This window comes from Roseovarius sp. E0-M6, assembly GCF_037083845.1.
In the GTDB taxonomy this organism is placed as follows: domain Bacteria; phylum Pseudomonadota; class Alphaproteobacteria; order Rhodobacterales; family Rhodobacteraceae; genus Roseovarius.
This window is the reverse complement of the sequence record NZ_JBAPLA010000002.1, coordinates 346,303-359,138: the sequence shown is the minus strand read 5'-3', so window position 1 is coordinate 359,138 and position 12,836 is coordinate 346,303. Positions and strand designations below refer to the sequence as shown.

Here is a 12,836-nt window from a genome sequence, read left to right as displayed (position 1 = left end):
TCCTTGCTTTGGCTCGTTTTAGCTGTGCCATCCTGGGTGCTGTCCTTGACTGTCGCGTCGACTAAGGCGTTTCGCGAAACATTTATGTGGCGCGTATATGACCCGCTTGCAACATTCGTGATCGTCGCAAAGCGGAATTTCGCGGACCTTGGGCAATCGCAGGAAACTGAGGGAATCCATACTCGCAACAAAACGGATCAGGGATTATACGATCCGCACGCCAACCCGCGCGATTACGGAAGGACATTTCATGCAACGCAAGTATTTCGGCACTGACGGTATCCGGGGCACGGCCAACAGCTTTCCGATGACTGCAGATGTCGCGCTTCGCATCGGCGCCGCGGCGGGTCGGCATTTTCGAACCGACGGTCACAACGGCCATCGCGTCGTCATCGGCAAAGACACCCGCCGTTCGGGTTACATGATCGAAAACGCGCTGACCGCCGGTCTGACCTCGACCGGGATGAATGTCCTTTTGCTCGGGCCGATCCCGACGCCCGCTGTCGGGTTTCTCACCCGCTCGATGCGCGCCGATCTTGGAATCATGATTTCAGCAAGCCACAATCCCCACCGTGACAACGGGATCAAGTTTTTTGGCCCCGACGGTTTCAAGCTTTCGGACGCCGCCGAAGAAGATATCGAGCGTATCCTAGCCGAAGAGATCATCCCGGTGCAGCCCATCAGCATCGGACGCGCCAAGCGTATCGAGAGCGGCCAGGGCCGGTATGTTGAATACGCAAAAACCACCCTGCCCCGCGCCACGCGTCTTACCGGGCTCAAGGTTGTAGTGGATTGCGCGAACGGTGCCGCGTATCAGGCCGCTCCCGAGGTTCTGTGGGAATTGGGTGCCGATGTTATCCCTGTTGGTGTCGCTCCGAACGGCTATAATATCAACGAAGACTGTGGATCGACCAAGCCTGATGCAGCGGCGAAAGCGGTGCTCGAAAATGGCGCGGACCTTGGCATCTGTCTTGATGGGGATGCCGACCGTATCATCCTGATTGATGAAAATGGCGAGGTTGGCGACGGCGATCAAATCATGGCCTTGTTTGCAAGTCTTTGGGCCGAACAGAACCGCCTCATGCACGGAACGCTTGTCGCGACTGTCATGTCGAATTTGGGGTTGGAGCGTTTTGTCACCGAACGCGGCCTGAAACTTGAGCGCACGAAGGTCGGAGATCGGCACGTGGTCGAACGCATGCGCGGCGGCGGTTACAATCTGGGTGGCGAACAATCGGGCCACATCGTGATGACCGATTATGCCACGACTGGCGATGGGCTCATCGCGGGCCTTCAGTTTCTGGCCGCCATGGTCGAAAGCGGGAAACCAGCAAGTTCTTTGATGCGGAACTTTATCGCCGTGCCCCAAATGCTTGAGAATGTGCGCATTGATGCCGGCTTGATGCCTTTGGAATCAGCAGCCGTCAAAGCCGTGATCGCGGATCAGGAGAAGCGCATCGACGGGTGCGGGCGCGTCCTTATCCGTGCGTCAGGCACAGAGCCTTTGATCCGGGTCATGGCCGAATGTGAAGATCAGCATCTGTTGCAGGACGTGGTGGGCGAGATTTCAGTCGCGGTGCGCGAAGCCGGAACAGCGCGCAGCTAAAGCGTTTCGCAAAACGCTTTGGAACGACACGGTCAGCGCCGCGCCTCCCAGCTGAGCGAGGCTTGCTGACGGGTATAAAATTCACCCAAAAGCCCGATCATCAGAAGGATCAACCCAAGATACAAAGGGTATTCGATCGAGGAGTTGCGGGGAAAATAGTTGATAAAGACAAAGCCCCGCGCCTGATCAATGCAATGAAACAGTGGGTTCCAGTCGAACATCGCAAGCATATAGCTTGGCAAAGTGTTGGCGACGAACATCTTGCCAGAAGCAATCATGTTCGCCCGTTGATAGATCGTCGTGAAGGTCTGAACGAACCCTGGAAACCACGGCTTGATCGCGAACAGAATAACGCCCACACCGACCGCCGTGAACCACGCAAGCAGAAATGCTCCCATCGCTTTGAACGGCTCATCTATCTCGAAGGGTGTGATCGCAACGTGATAAACAAAGAGAACGATCACCAGCGTCAGGAACTGCATGTAGAGCGAGCCAAGCGCGCTTGCCGTGACGGAAATCACGGTGTTCATCGGGGCGTGCTTCATCATCGGCGACGAAGGCCCCTCGGCCCCGGCCACTGCGGCCACGGTCTTGATGTGGGTAAGAAAAAGAAAGATTCCCGACATGATATAAAGCAGGAAATCTCCCCTGAGCGCAGCACCGCGCAAGCCCAGAACCGTGAACATGAAATAGAACGCGCCGATGAACACCACCGCCTGAAGAATGTTCATCATCAGCGCCATGAGTGCGTTACCATGCGACTTGCGCACATCCCTCACTATGGAATGATAAATCAGCTCGAGAATCGAGAAAGCCGATTTAGTCCGTGACTTGGGCTTTACCTGTTCAAACATGACCGCACCGGGGCTGCTCTATTCGGAAAATATCACGGAATTCTTGCTGTCCCGTTATTACGATACCATAAGAGGGGCGAGGCAACGGATCAACTGTTCAAAATTATTGGACAAAGGAGCATTCACTTGGATTATTCCAAACTGGTGACGGTCATGCGCCGATTGGCGCTCGAGGCTGGCGACCGTATCATGGAAATTTACGAAGCCGACGACTTTGACGTCAAGGTAAAGTCTGACGACAGCCCTGTGACCGCGGCAGATCAGGCCGCGGATGACATCATATCGGCGGGCCTTCGGGCGGAATTTCCGGACGTCGCGCTCGTTACCGAAGAGCAGGCCGCCTCGCATACCGAACAAGCACGGACCTTTCTCATCGTCGATCCGTTGGACGGCACCAAGGAGTTCATTCACCGCCGCGGCGATTTCACCGTGAATATCGCCTTGGTCGAAGACGGCGAACCGACGCGCGGGGTGGTCTATGCTCCGGCCAAGGGGCGTATGTTTTTCACCGATGAGGTTGGCCACGCCAAAGAGGAAACGGGGCCTTTCGACAAGGACAGCATTGGTATGCTGACCGCCATGCGCGTGGCGCAGTCCGACAATGACGCGCTCATGGTCGTTGCATCTAAATCGCACCGGGATCAGGCGACGGATGACTATATTGGCAAGTATTCAGTGAAGGATATGAAAAGCGCGGGTTCTTCGCTCAAATTCTGTCTGGTGGCAACCGGCGAGGCCGACCTCTATCCACGCCTTGGGCGCACGATGGAATGGGACACGGCTGCTGGGCACGCCGTTCTCAAGGGTGCTGGCGGATTTGTTGCGCGTTTCGATGACCAGACACCTCTCACCTATGGCAAGGACGGGTTCGCAAATCCGTTCTTCATCGCGTATGCTCCCGACGTGGAGCTCAAAGACTCCTGATGTCGGTTCTTATCGCGATACCCGCCCGCTATGCCTCCACGCGCTATCCCGGCAAACCGTTGGCCACGCTCACCGGCGCCACAGGCGAAACCAAGAGCCTCGTGCAACGCTCATGGGAAGCGGCGTGTCAGGTTGCAGGCGTCGACCGTGTGGTCGTGGCCACGGATGATGAGCGGATCCGGGACGCCGCCAACGCATTCGGCGCCGAGGTGGTGATGACATCGCCCGAATGCGCCAACGGCACTGAACGCTGCGCCGAGGCGCTGGACAATCTCGGCGAAGATTTTGATATCGTTGTTAATTTGCAAGGTGACGCTCCGCTCACGCCTCATTGGTTCGTCGAAAACCTCGTGGAGGGGCTACGCAATGACCCGGAGGCACATGTCGCGACACCGGTCTTGCGTTGCGACGGCGCTGCATTGAACGGGTTTCTCGAGGATCGGCGCAACGGCCGCGTTGGAGGAACGACCGCCGTGTTCGCGGGCAACCGCCACGCGCTTTATTTCTCGAAAGAGGTTGTGCCCTATACCGGGACGACCTTTGCCGACGCGGACCCGACGCCTGTTTTTCACCATGTCGGCGTTTACGCTTACCGTCCTCAGGCCCTCGAACGCTATCGCAGTTTGGCGCCCGGCCCGCTCGAACAGTTGGAAGGGCTCGAGCAATTGCGCTTTCTTGAGAACAATACCCCCATTCTCTGTGTCGAAGTCGATGCGCGAGACCGGCAATTCTGGGAATTGAACAATCCAGAAGACGTGCCCCGGCTTGAAGAGATGATGGCGCATATGGGCATGGCCTGACAGTACCAGTTTACCGCGATCAGCCGTGTCAAATTTTGGCAAAGAACCCGCAACTCTGTCAAAAAAATGTCCACATCTTCGGTAATATTTGGCCAACTACCATTGAGTTGGTGTAGAGTGGGTTAAAAAATAATCGGTTTTGAGGATCAGGCAATGCGCACCAAAGTCACTAAGGCTATTTTTCCGGTTGCGGGCATGGGAACCCGTTTTCTACCCGCGACCAAATCCGTTCCCAAGGAAATCATGACGCTGGTGGACCGGCCGTTGGTGCAATACGCCATCGACGAAGCCCGCGAAGCTGGCATCAAGGAGTTCATTTTCATCACCTCGCGTGGCAAGGGCGCGCTTGAGGATTATTTTGACAACGCCCCCGCGCTCGAACAGGAACTGCGCAAGAAGGGTAAGGACGATCTTCTGGAGATCCTGAAATCAACCAACATGGACTCGGGCGAGATCGCCTATATGCGGCAGCACAAACCGCTTGGTCTTGGACACGCAGTCTGGTGCGCGCGGCGCCTTATCGCGAACGAACCCTTTGCAGTGATCCTGCCCGATGACGTGATCGCCGCTGAAAAATCCTGTCTGGCTCAGATGGTGGAAGCGTTCGAGGAAACCCAGTCAAACATCGTTGCGGCCATGGAAGTGCCCGACGATATGGCGTCATCCTACGGCATACTCGACGTCAAGGAGGATATGGGGTCGATCGTCTCAACAAAGGGCATGGTCGAAAAGCCGTCGCCGGGCGACGCGCCGTCAAACCTTGCCATGATCGGGCGCTATATCCTGACGCCGACCGTTCTTCAGAAGCTCAATAAGAAGAAGCCCGGCGCAGGAGGCGAAATTCAACTGACCGATGCCATTGACGACGCACGCGCGGATGGCGAAGAGGTTTATGGGTTCCGCTTCCGCGGACAGCGCTTTGATTGTGGCTCGAAAGCTGGCTTCCTTCAGGCAACAGTGGCCTTCGCACTGGCCCGGGACGACCTTCGGGAAGAACTGGAAAACTATCTTCACGACATCATTCAGTCGCGTCAGGCCGCGCAGTAATCTGCGCAACGGGAGGGGGCATGACACATATTCTTGTTACCGGCGGCGCCGGTTACATCGGCTCGCATGCCTGCAAGGCGCTGCGGGCTGCGGGCTATACACCGGTCACTTTCGATAATCTCTGCACCGGCTGGCAGGAGGCGGTCAAATTCGGACCGTTCGAACGGGGCGATCTTCTTGACCGCAAACGCCTCGACGAGGTCTTTGAGAAATACGCCCCCACCGCCGTGATGCATTTCGCAGCCCTCAGTCAGGTGGGCGAAAGCATGGTCAAACCAGGCCTTTACTGGCGCAACAACGTGGCCGGCTCACTCAATTTGCTCGAGGCGGCCGTCGCTGCGGAATGCACTAATTTTGTCTTTTCATCCACCTGCGCCACCTATGGCGATCAGGACAACATCGTTCTGGACGAGGAGTCGCCCCAACACCCCATCAACGCCTATGGCGCCTCGAAACGCGCCATTGAGGATATTCTGCACGATTTCGAAAAGGCCCACGGCCTACACCACGTTATTTTCCGCTATTTCAACGTGGCCGGCGCCGATCCGGAGGCCGAGGTGGGAGAGCATCACCAACCTGAAACCCATCTCATACCGCTCGTTCTGGACACCATTGCCGGAAAACGCGCATCGCTAACGATCCATGGCACGGATTATGATACACCCGACGGCACATGTATCCGGGACTATGTGCATGTGATGGATCTGGTGGACGCGCATGTAAAGGGCTTGAACTGGCTCGAAAACGGGAAAGAAAGCCGAGTGTTCAATCTTGGCACAGGAAGCGGTTTTACCGTCCGCGAGGTAATCGATCAGTCGGCGCATGTGACAAACAAACCCGTTCCCGTAACCGAAGGACCGCGCCGTCCGGGCGACTGCACATGCCTTGTTTCGGGGTCTACGAGAGCGGAGATCGAGCTTGGATGGCGGCCACATCGCTCAACGATGAAACAGATGGTCACCGATGCTTGGCGCTGGCACCAAACTGGACATTCCGAGAAATAGGCGCGATTCTGCCCTCGGTCTGCCACAGCCCCCGGGTATCATGCGCTTATGAACCCCAAGACCATGGATTAGGGTCGAATGCACGCAAGGCAGGATCGCTCAGGTCAGCTATCGGAGCTGACCATGGCCTATCGTCTGCGCTGGAAACGGCGCAGGCTACTGTTGCGTGCGTTGCGCAAGCGACGGCAGCTGACACCGCTCAGCGATCGCACGGGTAACATTCGCCCCGACACGATCCTGTGCTTTTCCACCGTCCGCAACGAGGCGGTGCGCCTGCCTTATTTCCTTGAGCATCACCGTAAGCTTGGGGTCGGTCATTTCCTATTTGTCGACAATCAAAGCGATGACGGAACCGCCGACTATCTGCGCACGCAGCCGGATGTGTCGGTCTGGACAACACCCCATAGTTATCGGCTGTCCCGGTTCGGGGTGGATTGGCTGACGTGGCTGCAAATGCTTCACGGGCACGGTCATTGGTGCCTGACGCTCGATGCGGACGAGATTTTCATCTATCCCTTCCACGAAACCCGCCCGCTCTCTGCGTTGACAGAATGGCTCGATGATCGTGAGATCGGGTCTTTCGGGGCATTGATGCTTGACATGTATCCGAAGGGGCCTCTTGAGGCCCGAACCTATCATGCCGGGCAGGACCCGACCGAGATTCTCTCGTGGTTCGACAGTGGAAATTACACGATTCAACGGCAACCACGCCTTCAAAATCTTTGGATTCAAGGTGGCCCGAGAGCGAGGATGTTCTTTGCTGAAAAACCCCGGCGCGCGCCGACGATGGGTAAGATCCCCTTGGTGAAATGGGACCGCCGTTTTGCCTATGTAAGCTCCACACACTCGATCCTGCCGCGCCGCCTTAACCATGTCTACGACGATTCAGGCGGAGAAAGGCTTTGTGGCGCTCTTTTGCACACCAAGTTCCTGCACACGATCATAGAAAAATCCGCCGAAGAAAAGCAGCGCGGCGAGCATTTTGCGAATTCATCACTTTATGAGGATTACTACGATAACTTGACGGCCAATCCCGATCTCTGGTGCGAAGGATCGTCCCGCTATCTAGGGTGGCGACAGCTCGAGGCGATGGGCCTTATATCAAGGGGGCTGTGGCTTTGATAGCAAATATTGTTTACCCATTGGAAACAAGGTTCTATCGTGCGGGCGAACTTTGGGGAGCGCCCGAATTTCCGAAGCCAAGAAAATGTTAAGCTCGGGTGGGTAAGTCTGTGCATATTTCGGATCAGGTATTGCGGAGCGATGCCGCGTGAGCGTGTGGCAATCATACAAGATGCGCATCAGGCGCAAGCACGCCAAGGCGCGCGCATTTCGCAAGCATTTTGGCCTGCGCTCAGTGGCGGACCGCACCGAACTGATCAAACCAAAGGACGTGCTTCTTTTCTCGACCCTCAGGAACGAGCATGTGCGCCTGCCTTACTTCCTGAAATATTATCGCGATCTTGGTATCAGCCACTTTTTGATCGTGGACAACAACAGCGACGATGGAAGCGGCGATTACCTCGCCGATCAGCCGGACGTCTCGGTCTGGCACACGAAAGGAAGCTACAAGCGATCACGGTTTGGCGTCGACTGGATCAATTGGCTTCAGCAGAAATATGGGCACGACCACTGGACGCTTGTTGTCGATCCTGATGAATTCTTTGTTTATCCGTTTTGCGACACGCGTCCTATCCGGGCATTGACAGACTGGCTCGACAGTTCGGCGATCAAGTCTTTCGGTGCCATGCTTCTGGACATGTACCCAAAGGGCCGGATCGATGCGGTCCCCTATCGCCGCGGTCAGGACCCTATCGAGATCGCCTCATGGTTCGATCCTGGGAATTACATGATCGAAAAGAACAAGAAGTTCGGCAATCTCTGGATTCAAGGCGGCCCTCGTGCCCGTGTCTTCTTCCCCGACAAGCCCAAAAAGGCGCCCGCCCTCAACAAGATCCCACTTGTGAAGTGGAACAGGCGCTATGCCTATGTCAGCTCGACCCATATGCTGCTCCCGCGCGGCCTGAACCACGTATACGATCAGTGGGGCGGAGAAATGGCGTCGGGAATTCTTCTTCATGCCAAGTTTTTGGACACGTTCACCCTCAAGGCCGAGGAGGAATTGAACCGAAAACAGCACTATCGCGGCTCAATCGAATACAAGGCCTACGCCGAAAACCTGCGCGAGACACCAGAGCTTTGGTGCAAATGGTCGGAAAAATATATAAACTGGAGGCAACTCGAAATCCTCGGGCTTATGTCGAAGGGGAACTGGGCATGAGGGAAAAGGCAGCAAATCTGTGAGTGTCGGTATCGTCATGTTGGTCCACACCGCGCTGGGAAGGGCCGAGCAGGTCGCACGTCATTGGGCCGCTGCGGGGTGCCCTATCGTGATTCACGCCGATGCAAACGTCCCCCGCAAATCCTACAAAGCATTCATCGAGGCGCTTTCGGATCTGCCGGACATCAAGTTCTGCAAACGACACCGCTGCGAATGGGGAACATGGGGGCTTGTGGCCGCGTCGCAATCGGCATCGCGCATCATGCTGGATGAATTTCCTCAGGTCCGGCACGTCTATCTCGCATCCGGATCCTGCCTTCCGCTTCGCCCGGTTCGTGAACTGATCGATTACCTCGCGGAGCGTCCACAGACCGATTTTATCGAAAGTGCGACCACCGCAGACGTCCCATGGACCATCGGCGGGTTGGATGAGGAAAGGTTCACGCTCCGCTTCCCCTTCTCGTGGCGCAAACATCGTATCCTTTTTGACAAATACGTTCAATTTCAGCGCCTTATAAGGTTTAAACGCCGCATACCAAACGGGCTCATACCGCATATGGGTTCGCAATGGTGGTGTCTGACCCGTCAGACGCTGTCGGCCATCCTCGACGATCCTGATCGTGAGAAGTACGACCGCTATTTCCGGCGCGTGTGGATTCCTGATGAAAGCTATTTTCAGACGCTGTCCAGACAGTATTCCCGCCATATCGAAAGCCGGTCCCTGACCCTTTCAAAGTTTGATTATCAGGGTAAGCCTCATATTTTCTACGATGATCACCTTCAGCTTTTGCGCCGCTCTGACTGTTTTGTCGCGCGCAAGATCTGGCCTCATGCGAACCGGCTCTACGAGGCGTTCCTGACCGACGAAGCCGGCGCCATGAAAAAAACCGAACCAAACCCGGGCAAGATTGACCGGATTTTTGCCAAGGCGGTCGAGCGTCGGACACGCGGACGCACCGGCCTCTATATGCAAAGCCGCTTCCCGGTGGAAACTCGCGAAAACGGCCTGACCTCTGCCCAATACTCTGTTTTTCAGGGGTTTGCCGAACTCTTCGAAAACTTCGAAATCTGGCTCACCCGGATGACGGGAGCACGCGTGCACGGACACCTTTTTGCACCGGATCGCGCAGAGTTTTCGGAAGGTCAGACCGTCATGAATGGCGCACTCAGCGACAGTACAGCGTTGCGTGATTACAACACGCGCGCCTTCCTGGCCAATCTGATCTGGAATACGCGCGGCGAGCGGCAGTGCTTTCAATTCGGGCCCGGAGACAATCAGGACATCAATTGGGACATCGCAAAAGACCCCAATGCACAGGTTTCGATCATTTCCGGCGCGTGGGCTGTGCCTCTGTTCAAGTCCAACATGAATTTTGCCGAAATCCGGCGCGAAGCTGCCCGCCTTCAACAGATCGAAAGCAAGCATCTCGAAATTCTCAGATCGTCCTGGACAAAGGCCCGCGTGCGCATCTGGAGCATGGCCGAGTTCATCGAGGCGCCGATGGAACCGCTTCAGCTCATCATAGACGAGATCGGACCGGTTCAAGGCACCCGCAGCCTTGCCGAAGTGCCGCGTATGTCGGATTTGACGGGCTTTGGTCAGTTTCTTCAGAACCTAAAGAACCAAGGCATGCATCCGTATCTGATGGGGAATTTCCCGGTGTCTCAACACCCGCAATCGACGCAAGAACCTCCGCGCAAACCCTATTTGGTGCGATAAATATCCATGACCTCCCGATTTGATTATTTTGTGCTCTTTGCCGAGATGCGCACCGGCTCGAACCTGCTCGAGTCCAATCTCAACGCTTTTGAATCGTTCGAATGCCACGGTGAGGCGTTTAACCTGCTGTTCATCGGCTATCCCAACCGAACTGAAATTCTTGGCGTGACACAGGCCATGCGCGAAGGTGATCCCAAGCGCCTGATCGAAACGATCCGCGATCAGAGCAACGGAATGGGTGGCTTTCGCTTCTTTCACGACCACGATCCACGCGCGCTCGAAATCTGCCTTGAGGATTCGCGATGTGCGAAAATCATTCTGAACCGCAACCCGGCCGAAAGCTATGTCTCCCTCAAGATCGCTCAGGAAACCGGGCAATGGAAGCTGACCAACGTGAAGCGCCGCCGCGACGCCAAGGCACAGTTCGACGCCGCCGAGTTTGAGGCGCACCTAGACACGCTTCAGAGCTTTCAGAGGCTCCTGATGGAACGGCTGCAAAAAACCGGTCAGACGGCTTTTTATATCGGTTATGAGGATCTGAACGACCTTGATGTGATTAATGGTCTCGCCAGCTTTCTGGGCAGTGACGAAAAACTTGAGACGCTCGATACCAAACTTAAAATTCAAAATCCCGAACCGTTATCCGACAAGGTTGATAACTTCGAGGAGATGGCTCAGGCGCTTGCCGGACAGGACCGCTTCAACCTGACCCGCACGCCCGATTTCGAGCCACGCCGCGGGCCTGCGGTCCCGGGCTTTGTCACCGGTCTGCGCGCCCCGTTGCTCTTCATGCCCGTGCGCTCAGGGCCCGAAAAACAGATCAAGGACTGGCTCGGAGCACTTGATGGCGCCCGAGCCGAGGATCTTCCGACCAAGCTCGCCCAGAAAGATCTGCGAAAATGGAAGCGGCGCAACAAGCTTCACCGAAGCTTTACCGTTCTGCGCCATCCGGTTGCGCGGGCGCATGACGCGTTTTGCAGGCGCATTCTGAATCGCGGGCCCGAGTGTTTCCCCGAGATTCGTCGCACAATGCGTAACTTTCACAAGTTACCGATCCCGGGTCCGGGCCCCGAAGACGGCTATGATCGCCGCGCGCACCGCACGGCGTTTCTTGCCTATCTTGAGATCATCAAGGCCAATCTGCGCGGTCAAACCAGCTTTCGGGTCGACGCAAGCTGGGCAACCCAATCATCCATCGTCTCGGGCATGGCGAATTTCATGCTCCCGGATCATATCCTTCGCGAAGACGAGATGGCCACTGCGTTGCCCGCCCTTGCCCGTGCTATGGGCTGCGATGACCCGCCACCCATGCCCGAACCCGAGTTTGTGACGCCTTTCGCGCTTACCGAAATCTACGATCCCGAGATCGAGACGCTATGCGCGGAAATTTATCAGAAAGACTATGTGATGTTCGGCTTCGGCCCTTGGGCCTGAGACTTAGGCCGCTTGTACGGCCTGAGCTTCTGTAAGGATCGTGTGGATCGTGCTGGGATCCGGGTTTGACCGGAGTTTTCCGCAGATGCCCTTGTCACGAAGTGTCCTCGAGACGAGCGCCAGCGCCTTCAAATGCTCGACCCCGGCATCCACCGGAGCGAACAGTGCGAAAACAAGATCGACCGGCTGACGATCAACTGAATCGAAATCCACCGGCTTTTCCAGAAGAACGAAAGCCCCCCGGACATCCGAAATTCCATCAAGTCGCGCATGTGGCAAAGCCACACCGTTGCCAACACCTGTCGGTCCTAGGTTTTCACGTTCGAGAAGCGCATCAATCACACTCTGCGGGTCAAGGTGATGCACCGACGCCGCCACATCACCCAACTCATGCATGAGCCGTTTTTTGCTCGACACCGTGGAGAGAACACGCACTGCCTCAGGCTTGAGGATATTTGTAAAGTCCATCAATCGCTCCGACAGGTCTGCCTCGCAGGCACCCACAGTCTATAATTTTAAGGATCTATCCACCCGATGTTCCCGTCGTCCCGACGATATACAACGTTCAATCCATCCTTTGCCTCATTGCGAAAGACAAGAACCGGCGCTCCAGAAAGCTCCATCTGCATGACCGCCTCACCAACGCTGAGCGCCGGGATCGTGGTCTCGGTCTCGGCGATGATGATGGGCTGCAAGGAGTCAGGCTCTGATTCCACATCCTCGTTTTCCGAGGCGAGGATATAAGTGGATGCACCAAGAAGTTCAACCGGCTCTGCACGCTCGCGGTGATGATCCTTCAATCTGCGCTTGTATCGGCGCAACTGCTTTTCCATTTTCTCGCAACACGAATCGAATGCGCCATATATTTCGTGGGAATGCGCACGAGCTTGCGCCGTAAGACCAGTGGAGAGATGCACGGTGGCTTCACACACGAACTCGCTGGCATTCTTCGAGAAAATCACATTCGCGTCAGTCGGGCGCTCCGCATATTTCTCGACGGCTGCACCAAGCGAATTTTTGACATGGGTCTGCAACGCGTCGCCGATGTCGATCTGTTTTCCACTGATTTTATACCGCATCTCGTCTCCTTCGATTGTCAGGCCACACCGCGTTTGCTGACGGGGCATCCCCGTTGCAATCGTTCAGTTTAGACCGTTGAGATAAGA

General features: G+C 56.0%; 12 protein-coding genes. 9 read left to right on the top strand and 3 right to left on the bottom strand.

The features are described from left to right. The first annotated feature begins 250 nt into the window (after positions 1–250). Entirely contained in the window at positions 251–1,606 is a 1,356-nt protein-coding gene (glmM, locus tag V8359_RS08110; protein WP_336428260.1) for a phosphoglucosamine mutase, read from the top strand. A gap of 32 nt (positions 1,607–1,638) precedes the next feature. Here the strand turns inward: glmM and V8359_RS08105 are convergent, their stop codons facing one another. Beyond that, positions 1,639–2,460: an ABC transporter permease gene (locus tag V8359_RS08105; RefSeq protein WP_336428259.1), complete on the bottom strand. Its 822-nt coding sequence runs from the start codon at positions 2,458–2,460 to the stop codon at positions 1,639–1,641. Positions 2,461–2,586: 126 nt separating this feature from the next. On the opposite strand from V8359_RS08105, the gene cysQ reads away from it, so the two are divergent. The 8 genes from cysQ (at position 2,587) to V8359_RS08065 (ending at position 11,670) form a co-directional block, all read left to right on the top strand. Then, positions 2,587–3,384 carry a 3'(2'),5'-bisphosphate nucleotidase CysQ gene (gene cysQ / locus V8359_RS08100; protein ID WP_336428258.1) on the top strand — a complete coding sequence of 266 codons (798 nt, stop codon included), beginning with the start codon at positions 2,587–2,589 and terminating at the stop codon, positions 3,382–3,384. Continuing rightward, entirely contained in the window at positions 3,384–4,184 is an 801-nt protein-coding gene (locus tag V8359_RS08095) for a 3-deoxy-manno-octulosonate cytidylyltransferase (protein ID WP_336428257.1), read from the top strand. Before cysQ ends, V8359_RS08095 begins: the two co-directional genes overlap by 1 nt. A 153-nt stretch (positions 4,185–4,337) precedes the next feature. Then, entirely contained in the window at positions 4,338–5,231 is an 894-nt protein-coding gene (galU, locus tag V8359_RS08090; RefSeq protein ID WP_336428256.1) for a UTP--glucose-1-phosphate uridylyltransferase GalU, read from the top strand. A gap of 20 nt (positions 5,232–5,251) precedes the next feature. Continuing rightward, complete coding sequence (gene galE / locus V8359_RS08085; RefSeq protein ID WP_336428255.1) at positions 5,252–6,235, top strand: UDP-glucose 4-epimerase GalE; 984 nt, start codon at positions 5,252–5,254, stop codon at positions 6,233–6,235. A gap of 123 nt (positions 6,236–6,358) precedes the next feature. After that, entirely contained in the window at positions 6,359–7,357 is a 999-nt protein-coding gene (locus V8359_RS08080) for a glycosyltransferase family 2 protein (protein WP_336428254.1), read from the top strand. A 172-nt stretch (positions 7,358–7,529) separates the two neighbouring features. Then, entirely contained in the window at positions 7,530–8,516 is a 987-nt protein-coding gene (locus tag V8359_RS08075; RefSeq protein WP_336428615.1) for a glycosyltransferase family 2 protein, read from the top strand. Positions 8,517–8,535: 19 nt separating this feature from the next. After that, on the top strand, positions 8,536–10,236 hold the full coding sequence (locus tag V8359_RS08070) for a DUF5927 domain-containing protein (RefSeq protein WP_336428253.1): 1,701 nt from the start codon (positions 8,536–8,538) through the stop codon (positions 10,234–10,236). Positions 10,237–10,242: 6 nt separating this feature from the next. After that, entirely contained in the window at positions 10,243–11,670 is a 1,428-nt protein-coding gene (locus V8359_RS08065) for a sulfotransferase family 2 domain-containing protein (protein ID WP_336428252.1), read from the top strand. Positions 11,671–11,673: 3 nt separating this feature from the next. Here V8359_RS08065 and V8359_RS08060 read toward each other — a convergent pair whose 3' ends face one another. Next, complete coding sequence (locus V8359_RS08060; protein ID WP_336428251.1) at positions 11,674–12,138, bottom strand: PTS sugar transporter subunit IIA; 465 nt, start codon at positions 12,136–12,138, stop codon at positions 11,674–11,676. Positions 12,139–12,185: 47 nt separating this feature from the next. Beyond that, positions 12,186–12,749: a ribosome hibernation-promoting factor, HPF/YfiA family gene (gene hpf, locus V8359_RS08055; RefSeq protein WP_336428250.1), complete on the bottom strand. Its 564-nt coding sequence runs from the start codon at positions 12,747–12,749 to the stop codon at positions 12,186–12,188. Positions 12,750–12,836 lie beyond the last annotated feature (87 nt).